This is a genomic window from Pseudoalteromonas sp. 2CM41L (genome assembly GCF_023161905.1).
Lineage (GTDB): Bacteria > Pseudomonadota > Gammaproteobacteria > Enterobacterales > Alteromonadaceae > Pseudoalteromonas > Pseudoalteromonas atlantica.
This window is the reverse complement of record NZ_JALNTN010000009.1, coordinates 54,536-78,907: the sequence shown is the minus strand read 5'-3', so window position 1 is coordinate 78,907 and position 24,372 is coordinate 54,536. Positions and strand designations below refer to the sequence as shown.

Here is a 24,372-nt window from a genome sequence, read left to right as displayed (position 1 = left end):
ATTACCCACTTTTTATATAAATAATAAAGCAAATATTCCTTTCTACATGCATTAAAATCCCTTTCAATATTCTCATTATTTTAAGCGAGATTTTATGACTGCATTAAACAACCAGAATTTACTGCAACTTCGTTTTATTAACCAAGCAAATATTGATTTGGTTAAGCCTTCTTTTGATAACCTACCTGCTAATCCGTATGCTGATGGTGAATTTCGTAAGCGTCGTTACTCGGTAATTAAATTTCAAAATGGTGAGCTAAAACTACAAGCTGCCAAAGCGTTTGTTCAAGACGATTCTATTAACACCTTTCAGGGTAATGTTGAGCGTACTTATGAAAACTTAGAGCAAAGCTTACTTGAGTCAGAAGGTATGAAAAGCATTGTAAGTGAGTTTTGTGAGCTTACCGGCATTGATGAAGGCCGTGATATTGAAATTCACCAATTTAGAATGCTTGCGATTGATAGCGATACGCCCGCAGCACCTGAAGGTGTGCATCAAGATGGGTTTGACCATGTTTGTGTATGTGGTGTTTCTCACGAAAACTTAGAAGGCGGCGAGCTGCTAGTATACGAAAACAAGCAAGCAGAACCGTGTTTTAAAATGGAAATTAAAGACGGAATGTTTGCACTAATAAACGACCGTCAAGTTTGGCACAATGCAACGCCAATGAACAAAGTAGATACAAGCAAGCCAGGTTACCTGGATTGTTTTGTACTTACCTCTTAAGGAATGCTCATGAACATAGCGCAACTACGTGAGCAGTTTCCTGCATTAATACAAACCGTTGATGGTAAATCGCCAATATTTTTAGATGGCCCAGGTGGCTCTCAAGTGCCGCAGTCTGTACTAAGTGCAATGACTGCTTATTTAGGGCACTACAACTCAAACTTAGGCGGTGCGTTTTTTTCAAGTGATAAAACCGTTGAGTTAATGGCAAATGCGCGCCAAGCAGCAGCCGATTTACTTAATGCGCCAAGTGCACAAAATATAGTGTTTGGCCCTAACATGACCAGCCTTACCTTTAGCTTTAGCCGTGCTATTTCACGCAATTGGCAAGCCGGTGATGAGATTATTGTAACTAACGCTGATCACTTCTCAAATGTATCGTCGTGGCAGCAAGCAGCGCAAGATAAAGGCGTTAAAGTTCAAACCGCTTTAATTAACGAGGCTGATTGCAGCTTAGATATGGCGCAGTTTGAAAGCTTATTAAACAGCAATACTAAACTGGTTGCGGTAACTTACGCTTCAAATACTACGGGTTCTATTAACGATATAAAACGTATTATAGAGCTTGCCCATGCTGTAGGCGCATTAGTGTACGTTGATGCCGTGCATTATGCACCGCACGAGCTTGTTGATGTTCAGGCCCTTGATTGCGACTTTTTGGCCTGTTCTGCCTATAAGTTTTTTGGTCCTCACTTAGGCATGGTGTACGGTAAAACACAGCATCTTGAAGGTTTTACGCCTTACAAAGTAGAACCAGCTAAAGATGTAGCACCAGGTCGATGGGAAACAGGCACGCAAAGCTTCGAAGCCCTAGCGGGTTTTATTGCCGCTGTTGATTACATTGCTGATATTAGCGGGCTTGATGAAGGCCACACGCGCCGCGAAAAGTTAAGCGTGGCTTTTGCTAAAACAAAGCAGCATGAAATGGCGCTTAGTGAATACTTTTTAACGCGTTTAGTTAATTACCCGCGCATTAAGCTATATGGCATTGATGACCTAGAGCGCTTAAACGAGCGTACGCCTACATTTGCTTTAACCTTTGAAGGACTAGAGCCGCGTGAGGTGTCTGAGTTTTTAGGCAAACAGCATATTTGTGTGTGGGATGGACATTTTTATGCACAAGGCTTATGTGAGCAGTTAGGTGTACTTGATAAAGGCGGTGTAGTGCGCATCGGTTGTATGCATTACAACACCACCGAAGAGCTAGATAAGTTATTTGATTTGTTTGAGCAACTTCTTTGAAACTGACAGATTATACCAATCCGCATAATTAAGTATTATCGCGGATTGGTATGAATACAAATCTGCGCTTTTGAATAACTCTTTTTAAAGCTCAAATGCATTAAAGTAGTCAGCGGTTAGTTAGTTTTTGCCCGCTGACTGTTTTAGCTTTTAGGTGTGCCGTATATGTGCTCTGCGCGATTAAATAGCACCCATGAAGTTAAAATATATTTATCGTTCGATACCGGCTTATTACCTCGATGGGTATGCGTAAAGTAGCCAGGGGCAATGACCATAGTGCCTTTTTTAGGCGCAATTTTACGTTTTTGATAATAAAACTCTGTTTCGCCACCTTCCTCTACATCGTTTAAATAAAACATAAATAATAATACACGGTGCAGGGCTTCATTGTGTTGTAGTTGTGGATACACTTCACTATGCCAGTAAGGGTAGCCGCCTTTATTTACCTCGTACTTTTGCGCCTGAATGTTCCCAAGTCTAAATATTTGCTGCACCAACACAGAGAGCTGCGGTTTGCCTACTTCGCCAAAGTTATCCTGTGTTAAATCCACCACATCCCCCGTTTTTGGGTGATAAACTTTTAAGCCAAATGCGCCAATTAGCATAAAAAAGTGTGCTTCTACATAGTTAAAAACATGCTGTGCAGTGGTTTGCTGAATATGCTTTAATTGTTGGGCGTATTCTGGGTAACTGTTTAATTGCAGGTCGTGGCTGTCTTTCTTTTTTAAGTCCACACCACCAGAGGTTACACCTTGTTTTACATGCGGGCTGTTAGAGAATGTGGTAATAAAGTTATCGCAAAAATCATCGCTTAACGCGTTATCAATAACGTGGATAAAGTCCGTCATGATTTACCTTTTTATTTAGTTATTATTTGGATTTTTATGTTTATTGAAAAAGTGATGCCGCGCTTTAGCGAAACAGATGCACTCGGACACATTAACAATACCGTACTCCCAGTATGGTTTGAAGTCGCGCGTGGACCTATTTTTAAGTTTTTTACACCGGACTTAAACCCACATGACTGGAAGTTGATAATTGCCAAAATAGAAGTGTCGTTTGTAGGGGAGTTATTTTATGGCCACGAAGTGACAGTAAAAACCTCTGTAGAGCATATAGGCACTAGTTCTTTTACGCTCAGGCAAGAAGCATGGCAAAACGATAAATGCTGCGCAATAGGCAAAGCCGTGATGGTGAGATACGATTTTATCGCTAAATCAAAGCAAGCGCTTAGCGTTGACGAAAAAGCGGCGCTTAATGAGCATATATGCTCAGCATATTAAAGAGAGCAAATTTGAGCTTCGAATAATGAATACTTTTCAATGAACAACCATTTATTTTGTCATATTTTTAACATAACCGCATGCTAGATTAACCTTTCCAAATATTGCGACCGTTATTTACGGTCGTTTTTACTTTTTGAATTACGGGTTTTTTAAAGTCATTTATATGATCATCAAATCATTTTTCGAAAAATTATATGCTGAACACCATAGTGAACTAAACCGCAAAGTCCGTGATATTTTTGGTTCAGGCCCTCCAGACCCTGAAGATTTAGTACAAGAGGCATTTAGTAACATGTTATCGCATCAGCATATTGATAAAATAGAGTTTCCAAAGGCTTATTTACTGCGCTCAGCTATTAATATTGGTTTAAATTATCGCTCTCGTTTTAAAAACACACAAAGCTTTATAGATGATGCACTCGATAGTATTGATGAGCCACTATGTACACAAGGTAGCCCTGAAGATTTATGTGGTATGAATTTACGAATAGAACATATTTCTAATGCGATGAATACGCTCACTGATAAACAGCGAGATATTGTCGTGCGTAGTCGGATCCATGGTGAAACGTACCAACAAATTAAAGCGGCGACAGGTTGGAGTCTTGGCGATATAAGCCGCCAAATGCAAAATGCGATTGAGCAACTACACAATTATATACATGCGAAGGATGCGTAATTAACATGCACCTAATTGAGAAAAAGCTAACCGGCAGCATTGAGCATCAAGCACAAGTTTGGCTTGTTTATTTATACTCAAACTCCGCAGATAACGAGGGTCGAGAGTTATTTTTGCAATGGTTAAAGCGCTCGCCTTCTCATGTAAAAGCGTATAAAGAAATTGAAAGTATTTGGCGTGACGTGCCCCTTACTCGCAATTTATCACTACGTACTATAGAAAAAAATAAAACTCAACGTAAGAAAAATCAAACTCTCTGGTATGGGTTAAGCTTAGCTGCATCGTTTTTACTATGCGTGTTAGGTTATAATTTTTTGGGGGCGAACACCTCTCAAACACTTTATTTTTCTAGCCAAATAGGTGAAGTAAGAACAATTATACTTCCTGATAAAAGCCGTGTGACGCTTGGTGCTTCAAGTAGCTTAGAGGCTGAGTTTAATAACAAAAAACGTAATGTGAAGCTACAATCAGGTACTGCTTATTTTGATATTAAACACATTAACAATCGTCCCTTTAATGTACTAATTGCGAAAAATAAAGTTACGGTTGTAGGTACGGAATTTGAGGTTCGTCGTTTAAAAAATAATGTAAGGGTATCGGTAACAGAAGGGACTGTAAAAATTTCATCAGTAGGGAGCACAAGTGCGCTTAACGAAGTACTTAGCCTTGGTGAGCGTATAGAGTTAAGTGATAATGCTTTACTAATCAGTAAAGGCGAATTTGATTATAAAAACGCATCGGCTTGGAAAAACGGGCGTTTGGTTTATGTAGATGAGCCTTTAAGTGCAATTATGGAAGATGTAAATCGATATCGTAATATACCGATCATTATTAATAACAATGAACTCTCAAAAATGAGTTTTACAGTATCATTTTCAGCAACAGAAACTGATAAGCTACTCAATGCATTAAAAACGTTAGAGGGCGTTAGTATTACTTATAAAGCAGATGTAGTTGAAGTTTCAAAAAATGACTTATTTAATTTATAAGTATTAAAATGATACGCTTTTTTAGCTATGTGTGCGGGTCTTTATTATTTTTATCCGATTTAAGCTATGCTGCGGCTGCGAGTAAAGGTAGCCTTTATCATTTTTCTATAAATAAACAACCTCTTTCAGAAGCGCTAAGTAAAGTTTCTACGCTTACTGGGCGTACTATATTCTCATCCTCTGAGGATACACACCGAGTTGAAGCATTGCCTGTCAATGGAGAGTTAGACGTTTTAACCGCGCTGGAGCTAATGCTAAAGAGCAGTAATTTAATCGTTACTTTTCAGCACGAAATTATTATTTTAAAACCTAAAATTATTAAAAGTAAAATCGAAAAGAAAATCGTCCAGTCACAAGCGAACAATGATATAGAAGAAGTTATTACTACTGCTCAAAAGTTAAATGCGCTTAGTAGTGATGCAGTAAAACGTGATGCATTTAATATTTCGGAGCATATTTACCTTTCTCAAACACGCAAACTTATTGATACAAATTTAGCTGACACGTTAACAATATTACCCGGTGTGACAATTTCTCGAGATTCAGGAGAGGGTCGCAGGGTTTCTGTAAGGGGGTTAGAGCCTCACTTAACACAAACTCGAATTAATGGTTTAGATGCCTTATTTGCAACGGATTCTGGCGTTGACCAGCGAGGAGGTGCTGATCGTTCCAGAGGTTTTGACTATAGTATTTTTCCTGCCGATTTATTTAATCAAATAGAATTACATAAATCGTATACAGCGAAGATGGGGGAGGGTTCTATATCGGGCACTCTGGATTTAACAACACTTCGTCCTATGGTTTATGATGATAAGCGATGGCATGGTAAATTCAATTTAGAGGCGCAATATAATAATTTAAGTCAGGGTTACAGCCCCAGTATCTCAGCACATATTGCAAAGCGTTGGAACAATATAGCAGCTTTATTTTCTATTAATTACTCGCAATTGGAGACTGTCGAGCAGGGCCATCACACTTGGCATTGGAGTCGCGCTAATTTTGGTATGGATAATGTAGCAGATACCGTTGACATAAACATTGCTGAGCAATTAATTAATGCTAAAGGGTCTAATCGTACTTATGTGCCGGTAGGTAACAGTATTTCGGCGTGGGGTAATATTCGTAACCGATTAGCCATTAACAATACATTACAATGGCAAGCTAATGATGACTTTTTAATTGATTTTGATTTACTGCTAGGTACATTAAAAAACGACAGAACCCACTATCAATTAGCCACTGCTGGCGATAATAGTTTAATTGGGAATGTAGTAGGAAAGCAGTTATTAACTAATGCCGTTATTGAGAATAACTATTTAGTTTTTGCACAGTTTAAGCACTTGGATTTACGCTCAGAGCATCAAAAGCAACAAACACAAACTAATTATTATCAAGCATCAATGCGTGCAAATATAAAGGTAACGGATTCATTAAATAGTCAATTGCTGATTGGTCGCTCTGATGCTGACTTCAGCGTCCCCCTTAATCATAAAATTTTTCTTCAGGCGAGCGACCACAACGTATCTTTAGATTGGCGAAACCGGCAATACGCTAAGTATAACTACGACTTTGATTTAACAAGCCCTGAAGAGTGGCAATTAATGCGAACTGATGTACGTGATGATGCATTTAATAATACCTTTGACAGCATAAAAAATAATTTTACGTATGCGTTGTCGAGTACTCAATATTTAGATTTTGGAGTGCATTATAAACGCTACCTCTCTGCTGGTTGGGAGCGTCGTTCTCGTGTTGACTGGCAAACTAAAACAGTGCAGCCATTAAATGCCTCCACATTAACTCAGCTGCCATTAAGTCAGGCATATAGTGTTGGTCAGCACGACATCACTTTTGCAGATATTATGAGAAAAAAGTTACAGCCATTAACGTTAACTCAAGCACACAATCGCCCTGGGACGGTTTATCAAATTACAGAAAAAACATGGGCTAGCTATTTACAATATCGCACTCAAGGAGAGATGTTTAAGGTGCCATTTAATAGTAGCGTAGGTGTTAGGTGGTTTAAAACAGCACAGGCCTCACAAGGGGGTTTAAATATTATTAACAACGGTATTAATAAGCAAACTTATGAAGGCTGGCTACCCACAAGCAATTTAAACTTAGAGCTTGATGAGCACTGGCAGTTGCGGTTAGCTGCCAGTAAAAATATTGCGCGAGCCGATTTAAATCAATTACGTCCTTATACCGATATAAACGTCGCTGATTTAATAATAAAACAAGGCAACCCTAGGTTAAAGCCCTTTCGTGTTAAAGCGGTTGATTTGTCATTAGAGTACTACTCAAACTCTACTACATGGTCAGCTGCTTCTTTTTATAAAAGTTTAAAAGGCTATATTGTTGAGCAATCAAATAATGCTATTTATGCTGATACAAAATTACCGTTAACGTATTTAGAGCAAGATAGTCGTCGCTCACCACAAAGTGAGTTTACTATTGTTAAGCCAATCAATAGTAATGATGCTTATATTTATGGTCTTGAGCTTGCTCTGAAGCATCAGTTTTCTTCACCATTTGAGAGCGTGAGGATGAATTTTAATATTAGCTTAGGAAATGGAAAAGCTCATTTATTAAAAAATCACAAGAGAACAAATACAATACCGCCGGGATTGTCAAAGCGCGTATTCAATGCGGTGCTACAATACAATGATACAAATTTTGGGGCGGCGCTCTCAAGTACTTATCGAAGTAAATACATTACCAGCATTGGTGAAACTCAAAATACTAGAGAAGGGTTTGACGCGAGTATATTTTATGACTTAGATGGGTATATTCAATTAAACGACCGCAGTAAAATTGTATTCGGCATTAAAAATATAGGCAACGAAGCGCTTCGACAATTTCAAGGTGAGCGTACTTTAGTGCATACGCAAAGCGGAACCCAATTTTCACTGGGCGTGCATTACGCATTAAACTAAATGAGCTATTTTTAGGATTAAATTATTTCTATCGAAGTGGTAAAGCCATTGAGGGTTGCCTCCCGAGGCCGTTTATTGTAATTTGGGTGGGCGAAAATTCAACGGTGCTAAATGCTGTTATGTCGGTGTCAAGCATGGCATGAAAGGTCACAAAGTGAATCCCCTCTTTTTTTGCATAGTTTCCCACATGGTTATGACCATTAAACCATGCTTTTACACTCGTATATTGACTGATAAGCGATAATACCTCTTGGGCATTCCATAAGTTGTGATTGTTTTCAGGAAATACAGGAAAATGACTTAGCAGCACAACAGGTTGTTTTTTTACTTGCGCTACCTTTAATTTTTTTTCTAACCACTTAAGTTGATTTGTACCAATTGCGCCATTCCAATCTTCATGCCCTTTATATTGAGAGTTAAATAAAATCATGTTTTGTTTATGCTTTTTACTATTTTTAGGCCATGCATAAGTACTCACATCGTTGCCATCTAGTGCAATAAAGAGCCAGTTATTTATTTCAAAGCTGTAGTAACGCGAGGGCATATTTAACGTGTCGGTTATACGCATTTTAGACTTATCATCTACCGAGAATTCATGGTTTCCTAATACATGATAAAGGGGAGCGTTAAGCGATGACGATATTGTATTTAGCGGGGTAAAACTTTTAAATTCACGGTCGATAAAATCACCTAAATGCAATACTCCCGATAAAGGCAGTTGATTAAATTGCTCAACCGCAGTGCTTAACTTATTAGGGCACGATGTATAATGTCGCGTTCCTTTATCGTCTTGGTCGGCATATTGGCAATCGGCAATAACACCTAAAGTAAATGAGTCATTCGCTGCAATTGATGGGTAACAAACTAAAAGCAGAAAAAAATTAATTAACAATGAAGCTGAGTATTTTTGCATAGCATTTATCTTTTTATTTAAGTAGCTAGGTCACTAAAATAGTGACCTAGCTGTTAATTTATTTACGTGAACGACATTCACGCAAAGCCGATTTCCAGTTAAAAAGAGACGAATAAGCATATTGCGCACCTAAATACGCAATTAACTGCCCGCTTTCATTTACTCTAAATCCACTCGCACCATCTGCACCAGGGTCTGTAGGCCCAATAGCTCGGCCTAGTATGGCTTGTGCTTTCGGCGCTGATGTAGAGACGCTAAAGGCTGTGTTGTTATTAAAGCTTACCGGGTACGCATTAACATGGTTGTTGCCAATGTTAGCGCCACAAATAGTGCCACCAGTATAAGAATGCACGACAAACCAATTATTGTTACTGTCTTGAACTAATTGCGCATTTTGGCCGACACTATTACAGTCAGTATTTTTGGCTGTGTTATAGCTATTTACTCGCTCAAAAGCAGTTATATCTATAGTGCCTTCTTGTGGCGTGTTGTATTGAAATAAGCGCTCAGAATCAGCTTTATAAGCGACCCCTTTAGCTTCTCCCATATGATGGAGTATTAGCCATGTAGTATTATCGACTTGAGCAAGCCATACATCGGTAATTTTATTTAACTCTGTTTGTTGTAATTCAGCGGCTTGCCCTAAATCAGTTGTCGCATTAAATTTTCTGACACGTACTTTTATTTCGTTTTCAGAGGCAATAAATAAATAGCCTTCGTCTTTATTATTTGGAGCCGGGAGCCACGCAATACCAGATGGGTGTTGCTCAGAAATGCGTATTTTATCACGTAGAGGTAATGTGGTATTGCTGCTGATTTCATCGCTGTTGTTGAACACATTACTGCTTGCATTGAATGTTAATATTTGGCCTAAATCACCACTACTTGTTTCTGAATGTGCAATAAAAGCAGTATGGGAGCCATTACTCCATTTATGAGATAGTTCGAATGCTTGGTGATGATCACTAATTTCAAACGCGTGATCACTTTGTGTATCCGCTTTAAAGTCTTGGCAATTATTACCTAAAGAATTGACCACTTGTGAAATTGGTTTATTTAGCTTGGGTTGCGTATAAAAATCATTTGCTTCACAGTATTTTGCAGTGGTTAAGCTGCATATTAATGATGTTGCTATAATTGTTTTATTCATTGTTATACCTTTCTCTTGTGGAATTATTGGCTGCAAAAGCAGCCAATACAGTGGTTAAACTAGAATTTATACGACACACCCAAAGCAAAATTACGACCACTTTGTGAGTAAGATTGGGTTCTGTGATCGAGAAATTGTTGAATCGCTTCGTCGGTTAAGTTCGTTGCTTCAAAGGTTACTTTTACTTGCTCTGTAATATTCACGAACGATTTGAAATCAACAAACGTTGTTTCATCGTATCCTGCAACAATGTTTTGCTCTGAGCCTTCGCCTGTAATGTACTCATCACGATAAGAGCTCGATACACGCATACCCCAGTGCGGTGTTTCATAATAAAGGGTGAAATTGTGAGACAGCTCAGATAAGCCAGGAGGAGTAACGCTGATGCGCTCACCTTCGTTAAATAAAATAGTTTCGCCATCAGCAATGGTGACATTGCCCAGCATGCCTAAGTAATTAAATGGCTCTGGTAAAAAATCAAAGTCCATTTGAAACGCAACTTCTAAACCAGTGACATCTGTAGAATCACCATTTATAGGTTGTGAAACGGTAAACTCAGATTGCGCATTTACGCGCGGGTCAAAGTCTAAAAACTCTAGAGGGTAACCCGTTTGCTCATACGGTAGGGTCATTGATTGCTGGACAATAAATGACTCCATATCTTTATGAAATAATGCAATAGCCAAGCTTGACGAATCACCATAGAACTCAAATGATGTTTCGAATGAATCAGCAACAAAGCGCTCTAAGTTTGGGTTACCAGCACTAATAAATTGATCTGCAACACCCACTTGCCCAGCCGCTTTTAATTGATTTAAATTTGGTCGAGAAATATTACGATTTGCACCAAAGCGGACTAACCAATTATCAGAAATATCAGCAACAACATTTAAGCTTGGTAGTAAATCGGAATAGGTTTTACTAAATTCAATTTGCTCAAAGCCAGCTCCCGTATTAACTTCCCCGCTCGATGTTTGTTCAGTTTCGTACCAACGCAAACCTAAGTTACCTCTAATTGGGAAGTTACTTATTTCGGTGTTCCATAAATACTGTGCATAAACCCCAATAGTATCTTCTTCAATTTGATATACAGTACCTGGGCGATTATGAGAGGCGTCTAACTCGCGAGAAATTAAACCTGTTGCAACAACACGCTCAAAAGTAGCTTGGTTATCTGCAATAACATAGTCATGTAATATTGGAATGCTTGTTATTTGAAAAACAGCTTCAGGTGAATTAGGGTTATTCTCCCAATCAACACGGTCTCTGCGTTCAAAGCCATCTGATTGATAATTTTTAGACTGCAGACCAAACTTAAATGAATGCACATCATTAAGTTCGTAATTAAAATCGACTTGATAGGTGTTGTATTCATTGCTTATTTCATCTTCGCGGACATCAGTTCGCATTAATGCCCACTGGTCAACGTCGGTAATATCAAAGTCGTAAGTATTTTGACCATATTTAGCATTGCGCCAATCAACAGAAAACGCATGGTCGACAGATTCACTAAACACTTTATCGTTTATAGGTTGCTCAAAAGTAGATTTTGATAAACCAAACATGGTTGTCATGTATAGTTTATCGGTTAGCTCAAAATTACCACTAAGTGATATTTGATGAAAATCAGTTTCGCCAAAACTTACTTTTGACTCAGTACGTAAATCAAGACCTTCAAATGAGGCGTATACTAAATCGTTACCTTCAATGGCTGCATCAACGAGCAACTGGTTTGCCGTTACATCGCCAGTAAATGCGTTTGTGCCCGCTGTTGATAATTGGTTTTCAATGCGATCGTTAGATAGCTTTCCGTATAGAATATCCAAATCAAAAGACATTGCATCAGAAGGTTGCCACTGAAATGCAGCTGTTATACCGGTACGTTTACGTGTATTAGCCCAAGATGCAATGTTATTAGCGCGAGATACAAACACACGGTCATTACCTGTGGCATTAACTAAACGGTCTTTAATATCACCGTCAACTGAGTCTGCAACATTGTCATCACCAAAGCTCGCTTGTTTCCAAGACCACACATGGTAGCCTTCTTCAATTGTATCTACTTCAGAATATGCAACCGATACGAGCGCACCAAAATCCCCCCACGTATTTGATATCAAACCAGCAAAGCGAGGGTCTGAATGCTCTGTTCTATCATTATAAATACCTTTTACACTAACAGCACCTTGTAGCCCTTCTTCCGAATTATCAAAAGGTTTTGCAGTATGTAAATCAACAGTACCGGCAATACCCCCCTCATCTAATGACGCATCATACGATTTATAAACATCTACGCGATTAAATAGTTCTGAGGCAAAAATACTGAAATCAAAATCTCGTGAGCGAGATGCCCCACCACGTTGGTCAATACCTGAATCACTTGTAAAAAGTGCTTCCATGCCATTTAATCTTGTACGTGTAAAATTAGGACCTAAACCGCGTAGCGATATTTGACGACCCTCCCCTGAGTCACGCGAAATAGATACGCCTGGTACACGCTGTAATGACTCTGCTAAATTAGCATCAGGGAATTCGCCAATATCTTCAGCTAGTATGCTGTCTTGTGAGCCAATTGCATTTTTTTTGAGCTCTTTACTGTGGGCTAGGTTAGAACGGTATCCTGTTACCGTAATAGCTTCCATTTCCTGCTGAACTTTATTACTTTGAGCTGCATGAACAGGGCTGCTTGCTAATATGAATGTGCTAGATACAGCGCCAACTAATATGCTCAGTTTATTAAGTTTAAATGGGATCATAATTCCTTTCTTCTCTCAGTTGATGTTTTTATATGCTAAAAATGATGGCACGCTCAGTATTTGAACTGAATTAAATTGTGCAGACATCAACTAAACAAGATAGGGCTAAAAATTTTCCAGATAAAAGAGAGGTTTCATAAAACTTTAATAAAAGAAAGGGAAGGGGTTTGCTGTAAGTTATTGATTGATTAGTGGTTTTAAAGTTGAAAATAAATTTTTGTTTTATTGATACATTTGTAAAAAAGTGAGGGGACTGTGAATATTTGTAGTAATATTTTAACGCATTTTGATTGAGTTACGCTTCTCACTTATATACTATTTATATTATATATTGTTGCACCGCTATGACAGGTACTGTTGAGCTGGTAGTTTATGGAGAATGAATGTGGCATCTACAACTGGCAATAAACCGTTAGAGGTAATAACGCTTAGCGATGGTAAAAGCTTAACTGCAGAAATATTGCCATTTGGCGCTATTATCAAAAGCATAAAGTTTAATAACCAAGAGATGACACTGTGCGTTAACGAACCTGCTTATTATTTAGAAAACCCATTTTATTTAGGGGCAACAGTCGGGCGCTACGCAAATCGTATTGAAAACGGACGTTTTGTATTATCAGGCACAGAGTACCAACTTAAAGCAAATAATGGCCCAAATAGCTTACACGGCGGCGAAAAAGGCTTTAATAAAGTACTGTGGCAAGTCACTAAACAAAGCAATAATGAAGTGGAGCTTTATTATTGCTCGGCAGATGGAGAAGAAGGCTTTCCTGGGCAGTTACAAGTTTGGCAAACAATTACTGCACGCAATGGCGAGCTAATCCTCAGTTACAAAGCCATTACCGATAAAGAAACTCTCGTTAACTTTACCAACCACTGCTATTTTAATCTTGAAAGCAGTGAGAGCATTAATAATCACCTGCTGCAAATAAATACCGCAACGTATTTACCTATCGATAGTAACAGTATACCGCTTGCCCATCATGAAGATGGCTCGGGCAGCTGCTTTGATTTTACTCACCCTAAGCCCATTGGCGATGCACTTTGCGCACAGCATGCGCAACTTGATGCCGGTAGTGGCTTTGATCATTGCTATATTTTTAGTGATGACAATCGTTTAAAAACAATGGCTACATTAACCTCGCCACACACGGGCGTTAATTTAACCCTTAAAAGTACCCAACCTGGTATGCAGCTTTATACGGCAAATTTTGTAGGTTCTCCTTTTAAAGCACGCCAAGCAGTGTGTTTAGAAGCTCAAAACTGGCCCAATGCAGCAAATAGAAGCGATTATCCAAAAGCTAATTTATTGCCGAATGAAGAATATAATCAGCAAATAATTTTTGCGTTTTCGCAATAACGTACTAATTCCACTGTTAAATTAAAGAAAACAAAAAGAAAAATACACGTAACAAAAAGATAGCCATAATTAAGGAAAAGGTTGCACTTTTGCTCAATTTAAAGTATTTATATTATAAATAGTATTTGAAGCTATACACACCACACAACGACAAAATGACTACACACAATCAGGAGTTTTTAAAAAATGATAATTAACAATAAGTTATCGTTCAACAAGAAAACCGCACTCAGTATTGCTATTACAGGCATATTGGCAAGCGGCCACGTTGCAGCTCAAGGCGCTGAAGGCGACACACCGACAGTAGTAGATAAAGATGTTGAGGTTATCGCAGTAACGGGTATTCGCAGCAGCTTACGTTCATCAATGTTAGATAAAAAAGCATCTAATGTTGTAACCGATGGGATTAAAGCAGAAGATCTTGGTAAATTTCCTGATTTAAACGTAGCAGAGTCTCTGCAACGTATTACAGGTGTAGCCATTGACCGTAGTGGCGGTGAAGGGCAAGCAGTAACAATTCGTGGTTTTGGCCCACAATTTAACACGGTACTTGTAAATGGTCGTCAAATTGCGACTGACAGTGCAGGGCGTGAATTTAATTTTGATGTATTAGCGGCAGATCAAATCACCGGCGCTGATATTTATAAAAGTAACAGTGCAACGCTTCAAGAAGGCGGCATTGGTGGTACGGTTAACGTAACCACAGCTCGTCCATTCGATTTTGGTGGCTTACATGTGATTGGTTCAGTAAAAGGCATGTACGAAAGCCTTTCTGAAGAAGTATCGCCATCGGCTTCATTTTTAGTAAGTAATACGTTTAACGACGACAAGCTCGGTGTGCTTTTTGCCATCACTAACCAACAACGTAAGCTGCAAAACAACCAAATTTTAACGGCTGGTTGGCGCGGTGGACAAACTATTTCAAATCCACAAGATGGCGTATTGTACGACAATGCATACATCCCACGTAACTGGGACCAAGTTGTAGATGAGCAAGACCGTGAACGTACTAATGCAAGCTTAGTATTACAATATGCACCGTCTGACGATATTACTATTACCGTAGATGGTTTAATTTCTAAATTTGAAGTGGACTCATCAGTACGCGATTTAGCTTCTTGGTTTGAACCAGACCGTGTAGGTAGCGCAACAATCGATCCAGAAACGGGCACTTTGCTTACCTTTACGCAAGAAGTAGGTTTAGGTAACGCCAGTGGCAACCCTGCAACCGACTTTGTATCACACACACGTAACTCGCGTGATGTAACTAACAAAGCATTTGGTATTAACGTTGACTGGCAAGTAAACGAGTCATTAAAAGCAAAATTTGACGTATCTCGCTCAACAGCTGAAAACGACCGTGCTGGTAATGACCGCTTTAACGTAGTGGGTATTATTAACAGCTACAGCTTTGACGGCACCGGTAGCGTTCCTACCGTACAGCATGATGGTTTTGAAAATGGCTCGCTGCCAGATGCAAGCCTTGCGCGTCTTCACTACAACGAAATTGGTAACCAGTTTACTGATGAAGATGAAATTACCGAAATCAAAGCCGATTTTGAATATGTACCAGATAAAGGCCCTGTTGATCGCATTAACTTTGGTGCTTATCGTCAAGAACGTGAAAAATCAAGCTTCCAAATTTTTGGTAGCCAATGTCAATTTTGTGGTTACGGCACTGAAGCACCACTTGATGAAATTGATTTTGAAGCTTACTCAGCAAGTAACTACTTCCCAGGTTTAATCGATACATTTTATAGCTACGACGGCGATAAAATGCTTGATTACCTTGCTGACCAAGGTTTCCCTGTAGAGCCAACACTACAAAATAACCGTTACACAATTAACGAAGACATCACTAGCCTTTACATGGACTTTACCATTGGGTTTGACCTAGCTGATATGCCAGTTACGGTTAACATGGGTGCACGTTACTCAGAAACTGATATTGAAGTAGCTGCTGTACAAAGCTTTATCAGCGATGTTATTCCTACCTCTGATGCCACTTTATTCCAAAACGTATTTGGCCCGGCAACAGACATTCAAGAAGGGACGAGTTACTCAAACTTACTTCCTTCTTTTAACGTTAAGCTTGAGCTGCAAGACAACATGATTTTACGCTTTGCAGCGTACGACAGTATTACTCGTCCTACTATGTCACAGTTATCACCTGCGACCACGTTTAACGAGCCTCGTCGTCAAAACTTAACAGCAAGTGGTGGTAACCCTGCACTTAAGCCGTTCCAATCTGAAAACTGGGATATCTCTTACGAGTGGTACTACAACGACGCTAACTTATTTAGCTTTGCCGTATTTAGTAAAGAAGTGGATGACTTTATTGTTACCCTAACCGGCGACGAAACATACGACATGACTGACCGTACAGGCCCTGATTTTGCGTGTACAACCTGTACTGATCAAACCGATGCCGAACTTAACGGTAGCTCAGAAGTTTACACTGTAAGCCGCCCGCAAAATGGCGAGTCTGCAACGGTAACGGGTTACGAAATCGGTGTAACTCATATGTTTGAAAACGGCTTTGGTTTTATTGCTAATGCCACGGTAGTAGATAGCGACATTAGTGTTGATGGCGATACAAGCCAAACATTTGCGCTTGAAGGGTTAGGTGATTCACAAAACTTAGTGCTGTTTTACGAGCAAGATAACTGGCAGGCACGTGTTGCATTTAACAACCGTGAGGGCTTTTTACGCTTAGTTGATAACGGCTTTAACGGCGAACCAGTGAATGTAGAAACGTACGGTCAATGGGATATTAGTGCAAGCTACGATATCAACGAAAACTTCACTATTTTTGCCGAAGGCATCAACATTACTGAAGAAGAGCTAGTGCAAACGGGCCGTTTTGCTAATCAAATCTACTCTGTAGAAGATAATGGCTCACGTTACGCGTTTGGTATTCGCGGTACGTTTTAATTGATAGCAGAGGCAGCGATTGCCTCTTAGTTTTCATTGCAGTGCATTATAAGTACTGTTACTAATAAAGTTAGTAGCTAATTTGCACAAAATGAGACTAATTTAAACAAATGCCCGAAAGGGCATTTGTTGTCTAACCGGTTATCAATAAAGTACTCAAAGAGTAGTCCGTTATGAATAAAGCAATAAAAACAATCGCCGTAATTGGTGGCGGCACAGCAGGATGGCTGAGCGCTGCAATTATCGCTTCGTATCACCAAGGTAATAAGGGTGATGGCTTAAAAGTGATGTTGGTAGAATCATCTGATATTCCAACAATTGGTGTAGGTGAAGGTACCTGGCCCACTATGAAAAACACGCTTCAGCAAATTGGTTTGCGGGAAGTGGATGTATTTAAAGCCTGTAATGCCACCTTTAAACAAGGCGGTAAATTTGTAAACTGGACGCATGGCAACAACGATTTTTACTACCATCCCTTTACGGTACCGCTAGGCTACGGCCGTATAGATTTAGCCCCCTATTTAGATAATGTTGAAAACTTTGCTCAGCAAACTAATTTTCAGCACGATATTTGCGAAGCAAACCTAGCACCGAGAGGCATTGCGCAAGGCGAGTATCAAGCAAATTGTAATTACGCATATCATTTAGATGCCGGTGCCTTTGCTGAGCTATTAAAGCAACATTGTAAGAGCAAACTCGGCATTGAGCACATTATTGGCACCGTTGATCAGGTAAAGCTTGATGAAAGCGGGGCTATAGACACCCTTACCTTAACCGATCAAACCCGCACCATAAACGCCGATTTATACATAGACTGCACGGGTTTTTCATCGCTGTTACTAGGCCAAGCCCTTAACGTGCCATTTAAAAAAATGGATCACGTATTATTTAACGACAGCGCCCTAGCTATGCAAGTCCCCTACGATGAAGGTGATGAGTCACTGGCCAGTCATACCATTGCCACCGCACAAAATGCTGGGTGGATTTGGGATATAGGCCTAACGCATCGCCGTGGTGTAGGGCATGTATATTCAAGCAAGTTTTTATCAGATGAAGAAGCCGAGCAAAACTTACGCAACTATTTAGGTGATGCCGCTAAAGGCTTAACTGCCCGAAAAATAAGTTTTGAGTCAGGCTATCGCGAAAAGTTTTGGCACAAAAACTGTGTTGCCGTGGGAATGTCGGCAGGTTTTGTAGAGCCCCTCGAAGCAACCGCCATTATGTTGGTTGAAATTTCGTCTCGCTTTGTTGCAGAGCACATGCCAGCCGATACCCAAGTAATGCCCATTGTTGCAAAGCGCTTTAATGAGCAAATGGATTATCGCTGGCAGCGTATTATCGACTTTTTAAAACTACATTACATGCTAACTAAGCGCCCAGAGCCTTATTGGCAAGCGCACGTACAACCACAAAGCATTCCGCAAAGTTTACAAGAAGATTTACTGCTTTGGGGGACGCGTGGCCCTCTTATTCAAGATTTTCATGGCGCATTAGAGCTATTTCCTGCCGCCAGTTACCAGTATGTTTTATACGGTATGGGCTTTAAGCCCGACTTTACTAAGCAAGCGTATTTGTACTCAAACGATGCGCAAGCAAATCAAATAATTGAACGTAACAGCCAGCTTACACAGCAGATGTTGCAAACGTTGCCGCCTCACCGTGCTTATATTGAGCAGTGGCTTGCGGCTAACCCAGTTTAAGGATGTGTAACTATGGCAATTAGTGAACTATCAAATACTCAGCACCAAGCAATAAAAATTAACCCTAATGCGGGTGTTGAATACGCAAAGACACAGCATTTAGTCAATCTGCGTGCAAACGAAGTAGCAAAAGCGGCCTGCGATTTACCTATTTTTTTAGCGCGTAACGCACACAACGGCAGCTACACCATTTCGGGTTTAACCAGCTTTAGTGCTCAGCAAAGTTTATTTGTGAGTAACAATCAATGGCAAGCGCTGTACATGCCTGTGTGCATGCAAACCCAGCCGCTTTATTTACTCACTCGTGAGGCAAATAGCAGTGATTACTTTATTGCTATTGATGAGCAAAGCTCAGCCGTTAATACCCAGCAAGGCGAGCCGTTATTTGATGCCAAAGGCAACCCAAGCCTGTATTTAAGTGCGCAGCAAAAGCTACTAGAAAGCGATTTAAAAAATGATTACCAAACGTATCAATTTACCCAAGAAATTGCCCGCTTAGGGCTTATTAAAAACATAGATATTGTTTTGCAGTTTGAACAAGGCGAGGCGCAAACTATTCAAGGTTTGAGCACTGTTGATGAAGATAAACTGCAAACTTTAGACAGCGATACCATTGCCAATTTACACAAACAAGGTTACCTGAGCGTACTTAACAGCATGCTTATTTCGTTGTTTCAGTTAAATGCGTTAGTAAAGCGTCACAACCAGCATCCTGAACTTATGCCATTAAAGCAAATTAAGTTAGAACTAAGTCGAGATGCACACGCACTGTAAGGTGCAATTTATTAATTAGCCTTCATAGGTTAATACGTTCACATAGACAGACATTGCGTTTAACGCGCTGGAGACACACACATGTCAGACAACATTTTGCAGTTGGTGGTTTTTTTCTTTGTAACCGCTTTAATTGGTGGACTTACATATTGGAAGTGCCGAGGCCAAAACCGTAATAGTGGTGATAATCAAACAAAAGAGTATTTTTTAGCGGGCGGTGGCCTTACTTGGATGTTTGTAGCAGGCTCAATTACGCTCACAAATTTAAGTACCGACCAGCTGGTGGGCATGAATGGCAATCAAATGGCCTTGCTCGTGTGGTGGGAATTGGCGGCTATTTTAGGGCTTATTATTTTAGCCAAAGTATTTATTCCTGTTTATTACAAGTACAACTGTACAACCACCACGGAACTGTTAGAAAAACGCTACAACAACAAGCACATTCGCGCTGTTATTGGTGGCTTATTCTTTTTAGGTAACGCGCTAATTTACATGCCTGCGGTTATTTATTCTGGAGCGCTATTTATGCAAACCATGTTTAAAGTTGATATTCCGCTAATGTACATAGCGACCGCATTTGCTTTAGTAGGCGCTATTTATGCATTTTTTGGGGGCTTACGTGCGGTTGCCGTATCCGATACCTACAATGGTTTATTAGTGTTAGGTATGGCAATACTGGTCGTATTTTTAGCGCTTAACGCGATTGATTACGACTTTAGCGGTATTCCACAAGAGCGCTTAACATTAATTGGTGACGCTGACTCGCCAATCCCTTGGCCTACGCTTTTAACCGGTATGATCTTTATTCAAATGTATTACTGGGGTACTAACCAAACCATTACCCAGCGTGCAATGGCTGCGCCAAACGTTAAAGAAGCGCAAAAAGGGATATTTGCAGCAGCAGGTATTCGCTTTTTAATTGTACCGGCGATTGTGGTGCTACCGGGTATTATTTCGTACAAACTGTATGGTGACATTGGCGATGCAGCTTATGGCCGAATTGTAGGTGATGTAATGCCTGCATGGTTAACGGGCGTGTTTGCCGCAGCAATGGCGGCGGCAGTGCTTTCTACTTATAACAGCTTATTAAACTCGGCTACGGCACTTTACGTGTGTGATATTCACGAAGCTTACTTTAATAAAGAGCCAAGTGTAGTAAAGCTAAGCGGCTACGTTACGTTGTTACTTACTAGCTTAACGCTTGTGCTTGTGCCAATTTATCAGCAAGCCGACAGCATTATTAACTTACTACAACAGTTAAACGGCTTATTAAGTATGCCTATATTCTCAATTTTTGTAGTGGGCTTATTGTTTAAAAATGTAGATGCGCGTGCAGGTATAGCCGCGGTAATTCTAGGCGTGGTTATGTATGGCATGCTGACGTTTGAAAATTCGCCGCTACATACTGAACTACACTATATTCACTTAATGCCAATTACACTGATTGTATGTGTAGCCTTTGCGTTAATCGTTAATAAAGTAGTGTTTGGTTTAAATGCACAGTGGGCAGGTAAAACACCTGCTATTGAAGATACGCCACCAGTGCACGCACCAAAATAACCAGCAGTAAAAAGTTAAGTCACTTTTTATTAGCCAGTTAACACATTACTAAATCGGCCTAAGGTAACTTAGGCCGATTTTTATTTATTCAATTAACCGACACTGTAGATAACACCCATGGGCAATAATACTTAATCATTTTGAGGGGCTAAACGTGTGACTACCTGCTGGGGTTTTACAGGCTACCCCAGGCTAAAAGCCCACTAAATATAATATTGCTCAAGGTGGTATTAAATTTTTTAACCGCTGTTCAAGTTAATGACTGGTATAGCCAGTAATAATATTGGCTAAATTACACCGTAAACACTATCTAAAAGTAATTTGTATGATATATACTATTATTTTAAAATCACTGACTGCAATTTGATGCAGTAAGCGGCGAGTAAGCACACATATAATGTACTCGCGTATTAAACTCATCTTCATTAAAGAGGACAGGAGAATCATGGCTGATATTAAACCATTCTTTCGATTAGACAGCGCAAACAGCACCGTTATTTTCGACTGCCAGAGCAAAACCCCAGCGTTACTTTATTTTGGTAAGCGCTTATCTGAGCAAACAACTGAAACAATGCTAACTCAGCTTGCGACTCGTCAGGAAGTAAAATGTGCCGTGGTTGAAGAAGCACCTATTTCTCTTTCTCCGCTATTAGGTGAAGGCTTTACCGGCGCGCCAGGGCTAGAGCTGTCAAACGACACCATAGCTTGGTCAGTTGGCCCTGCTCTTCAAGATGTTCGTCAGCCAACCCCTTCTAGCTTAGAGTTTGTAAGTGTTGATGAGCTGCGTGGTATTGAAGTAGTGCACAGCATCACACTTGATAGCAACACCGATGTGCTAAGTGCGCATACCGTATTAACTAATTTAAGTGATGCACCACTAAGCGTTAACTTTTGCGCCGCACCTACGTTCCAACTACCCGATAGCATGAATAAGCTAGTGAGCTTTGAAGGACGTTGGTCTAACGAATTTCAACGCCAATCGGTTGATTTAGTATTAGGTAGCTTTGTACGCGAAAACCGCAAAGGTAAAACATCGCACGACGTATTCCCTGGTTTATTAGTTCATAGCGAAGGCGCAGGCGAGCAACAAGGCGAGTGTTATGGCTTTCATTTAGGTTGGAGCGGTAACAACAAGCTACGCGCTGAGCTATTACCCGAAGGGCGCCGTTATGTGCAAATGGGTGAGTTATTATTACCGGGCGAGCTAACCCTTGCTAAAGGCCAAACGTATCAAAGCCCAAGTATTTATGGCTCGTTTTCGAGCGATGGCTTTAGTGCACTGTCGCGTAATTTTCATCGTTTTGTTAAAGCTAACTTACTTAGCCAGGCGCAGCGCGAAAAAACACGCCCAGTACATTACAACACGTGGGAAGGTATTTACTTCGATCATGATGTAGACACGCTAAAGCAGCTAGCCGATAAAGTAGCGCCATTAGGTATTGAGCGTTTTGTACTGGACGACGGTTGGTTTAAAGGTCGCCGTGGTGATTATGCTGGCCTAGGTGATTGGACCGTAGACTACGAAATTTACCCAGACGGCCTATCGCCAGTGATTGACCATGTAAACAACTTAGGCATGGAGTTTGGTATTTGGTTTGAACCTGAAATGGTAAACCCAGATAGTGACTTATACCGCGCTCATCCTGATTGGGTATTAGGCTCAGAAAATAACGAGCAACTTAGCTTTAGAAACCAGCTAGTGCTTGATTTAACGCGCACAGAGGTTGTTGAATACCTATACAAAGCGATTGATGACATTTTAGTTGAATACCCAACAATTAAGTACATTAAATGGGATATGAACCGCGATATAAACCACGCGGGTAACTTCTCAGGCAAGCCTGCGGTGCATCAGCAAACACTGGCACTGTATCGCTTAATTGACCGTATTAAAGCGGCGCATCCTGGCCTTGAAATAGAAAGCTGTTCGTCAGGTGGTGCCCGTGTAGATTATGGTGTTCTTGCACACACAGACCGTGTATGGACGTCAGATTCTAACGATGCACTTGACCGTCTTGAAATTCAACGCGGCTGTTCGTTCTTCTTCCCATCGTCGGTTATGGGTGCACACGTAGGCCCTCGTGATTGTCATATCACAGGACGTAATGTCAGTATTGAAATGCGTGCTGCGGTATCTATGTTTGGCCATATGGGTATAGAAATGGACCCACGTGAGCTGACCGATCACGAATACAATGCGCTTAAAGCGGCTATTTCGCTGCACAAAGAGCACCGTGAATTTATTCATGCTGCCGATTTGTACCGCCTCGATAGCGACGATTTATCAATTAACTTTGGTTTAATCAACGAGCAAAAATCAAAAGCGTTATTTGCGTATAACAGTGTACGCGAAACACCGCGCACTGCGCCTAATAAGCTTCGTTTTGTTGGTTTAGATGCAGATACGCAGTACACACTTAATTTAGTGTGGCCTGTTAAATTTGAAGAATACCGACCTTCGTCTATTGCCGCTGTTAACGGGCAAACTTTTACGGGTGAGGCGTTGATGGAATTTGGCCTACAAATGCCAATTTCATTCCCGCAAACATCGCTTATTTTTGAGCTTAACAAAGCTTAAAATATAGCAAGCAGTAAAAAGGGAGCTAATTAGCTCCCTTTTTTAATAATGTTTTTTAAGCTATTAGTCGAGTTTAGACTCAATCAGCTCAAGCGCTTCTTCTAAAATGGTTTCTACTGCTTTTTTAGCGCGCTCTGGGTTGCGCGATTTAATCGTATCTAAAATATCAGCATGCTTTGCAACGTCGGCCCCTGGCACACCTTTAATGTGGTTGGTGTAACGAATACTTACACGCAGCGCGGTGCTAATAAATTCAGTGAGCTGTACAAAAAAGCGGTTATTACTGGCTACTAAAATACTGGTATGAAAGGCAATATCGGCTTCAAGCGGATCGTCTAAGCCTTGGTCTGCATCGGCCATGCGGGCAAGTGCGTTGTCTATTTCAGCAAGTTGTTCGGCGCTGGCATTTTCAGCTGCTAGGGCAGCGGCTTGTGGCTCAAGTGCGACACGTACTTGCGTAAACTCTTTTAATAAAGAAAGCGACGGTTTACTGCTTAAAATCCAGCGCAGTACATCTGTGTCAAACATATTCCAGCTGCTTTCTGGCAGTACACGGATCCCTTGCTTAGGGCGAGAAGATATTAAGCCCTTAGCAGAGAGCATTTTTACAGCTTCGCGTGTTGCACTGCGGCTCACATCGTATTTTACGCATAGGTCAGCTTCTGAGGGCAGGCCTTCGTTAACAGGGTAAACGCCACGCACAATTGCAAAGCCTAAATCATGGGTTAATTGTTGTGTTAAATTTTGACGAGGTTGGCTTTTCATTGAGCGTTATCCGAATGAGTTAT

At 40.4% G+C, this 24,372-nt stretch carries 17 protein-coding genes; 12 read left to right on the top strand and 5 right to left on the bottom strand.

Annotated features, from left to right (window positions below; all coding sequences use genetic code 11):
- Window positions 1-94: 94 nt before the first annotated feature.
- Window positions 95-727 carry a 2OG-Fe dioxygenase family protein gene (locus MTF64_RS12055; protein WP_055255169.1) on the top strand — a complete coding sequence of 211 codons (633 nt, stop codon included), beginning with the start codon at window positions 95-97 and terminating at the stop codon, window positions 725-727.
- Between the two features lie 9 nt (window positions 728-736).
- A complete protein-coding gene (locus MTF64_RS12050; RefSeq protein ID WP_248451538.1) occupies window positions 737-1,969 on the top strand; it encodes a cysteine desulfurase-like protein in 1,233 nt (410 codons plus the stop codon).
- A gap of 143 nt (window positions 1,970-2,112) precedes the next feature.
- Here MTF64_RS12050 and MTF64_RS12045 read toward each other — a convergent pair whose 3' ends face one another.
- Window positions 2,113-2,817 carry a 2OG-Fe(II) oxygenase gene (locus MTF64_RS12045; RefSeq protein WP_248451537.1) on the bottom strand — a complete coding sequence of 235 codons (705 nt, stop codon included), beginning with the start codon at window positions 2,815-2,817 and terminating at the stop codon, window positions 2,113-2,115.
- 36 nt (window positions 2,818-2,853) lie between these two features.
- Here MTF64_RS12045 and MTF64_RS12040 point away from each other — a divergent pair, with 36 nt between their 5' ends.
- The 4 genes from MTF64_RS12040 to MTF64_RS12025 all read left to right on the top strand — a co-directional run bounded on the left by MTF64_RS12040 (window position 2,854) and on the right by MTF64_RS12025 (window position 7,859).
- A complete protein-coding gene (locus MTF64_RS12040; protein WP_248451536.1) occupies window positions 2,854-3,252 on the top strand; it encodes a thioesterase family protein in 399 nt (132 codons plus the stop codon).
- A 166-nt stretch (window positions 3,253-3,418) separates the two neighbouring features.
- The gene (locus tag MTF64_RS12035) at window positions 3,419-3,934 is read left to right on the top strand and encodes an RNA polymerase sigma factor (protein ID WP_248451535.1); all 516 of its coding nucleotides are present in this window, start codon (window positions 3,419-3,421) and stop codon (window positions 3,932-3,934) included.
- Between the two features lie 5 nt (window positions 3,935-3,939).
- The gene (locus MTF64_RS12030; RefSeq protein WP_248451534.1) at window positions 3,940-4,923 is read left to right on the top strand and encodes a FecR domain-containing protein; all 984 of its coding nucleotides are present in this window, start codon (window positions 3,940-3,942) and stop codon (window positions 4,921-4,923) included.
- Between the two features lie 8 nt (window positions 4,924-4,931).
- Window positions 4,932-7,859, top strand: coding sequence for a TonB-dependent receptor (locus tag MTF64_RS12025; RefSeq protein WP_248451532.1), 2,928 nt, complete (start codon window positions 4,932-4,934; stop codon window positions 7,857-7,859).
- A 28-nt stretch (window positions 7,860-7,887) separates the two neighbouring features.
- On the opposite strand, the gene MTF64_RS12020 is transcribed toward MTF64_RS12025, so the two are convergent.
- The 3 genes from MTF64_RS12020 to MTF64_RS12010 are packed head-to-tail and all read right to left on the bottom strand — an operon-like array spanning window position 7,888 to window position 12,678.
- Window positions 7,888-8,772, bottom strand: coding sequence for a metallophosphoesterase (locus MTF64_RS12020; protein WP_248451531.1), 885 nt, complete (start codon window positions 8,770-8,772; stop codon window positions 7,888-7,890).
- Window positions 8,773-8,830: 58 nt separating this feature from the next.
- Complete coding sequence (locus MTF64_RS12015) at window positions 8,831-9,922, bottom strand: hypothetical protein (RefSeq protein WP_248451529.1); 1,092 nt, start codon at window positions 9,920-9,922, stop codon at window positions 8,831-8,833.
- 59 nt (window positions 9,923-9,981) lie between these two features.
- Window positions 9,982-12,678: a TonB-dependent receptor gene (locus MTF64_RS12010; protein ID WP_248451528.1), complete on the bottom strand. Its 2,697-nt coding sequence runs from the start codon at window positions 12,676-12,678 to the stop codon at window positions 9,982-9,984.
- A 385-nt stretch (window positions 12,679-13,063) separates the two neighbouring features.
- Between MTF64_RS12010 and MTF64_RS12005 the strand changes: the two genes are divergently transcribed.
- From MTF64_RS12005 to MTF64_RS11980, 6 genes are all read left to right on the top strand, one after another.
- Complete coding sequence (locus MTF64_RS12005) at window positions 13,064-14,038, top strand: aldose epimerase family protein (protein WP_248451527.1); 975 nt, start codon at window positions 13,064-13,066, stop codon at window positions 14,036-14,038.
- Window positions 14,039-14,224: 186 nt separating this feature from the next.
- Entirely contained in the window at window positions 14,225-16,972 is a 2,748-nt protein-coding gene (locus MTF64_RS12000) for a TonB-dependent receptor (protein ID WP_024032017.1), read from the top strand.
- 173 nt (window positions 16,973-17,145) lie between these two features.
- Window positions 17,146-18,672 carry a tryptophan halogenase family protein gene (locus tag MTF64_RS11995; protein WP_054983383.1) on the top strand — a complete coding sequence of 509 codons (1,527 nt, stop codon included), beginning with the start codon at window positions 17,146-17,148 and terminating at the stop codon, window positions 18,670-18,672.
- 12 nt (window positions 18,673-18,684) lie between these two features.
- Entirely contained in the window at window positions 18,685-19,446 is a 762-nt protein-coding gene (locus MTF64_RS11990; RefSeq protein ID WP_096041016.1) for a SapC family protein, read from the top strand.
- A gap of 81 nt (window positions 19,447-19,527) precedes the next feature.
- Entirely contained in the window at window positions 19,528-21,006 is a 1,479-nt protein-coding gene (locus tag MTF64_RS11985) for an SLC5 family protein (protein ID WP_024032020.1), read from the top strand.
- Between the two features lie 445 nt (window positions 21,007-21,451).
- Complete coding sequence (locus tag MTF64_RS11980) at window positions 21,452-23,584, top strand: alpha-galactosidase (RefSeq protein WP_248451526.1); 2,133 nt, start codon at window positions 21,452-21,454, stop codon at window positions 23,582-23,584.
- Between the two features lie 63 nt (window positions 23,585-23,647).
- Here the strand turns inward: MTF64_RS11980 and MTF64_RS11975 are convergent, their stop codons facing one another.
- Window positions 23,648-24,349 carry a FadR/GntR family transcriptional regulator gene (locus MTF64_RS11975; RefSeq protein ID WP_004588172.1) on the bottom strand — a complete coding sequence of 234 codons (702 nt, stop codon included), beginning with the start codon at window positions 24,347-24,349 and terminating at the stop codon, window positions 23,648-23,650.
- Window positions 24,350-24,372: the final 23 nt, after the last annotated feature.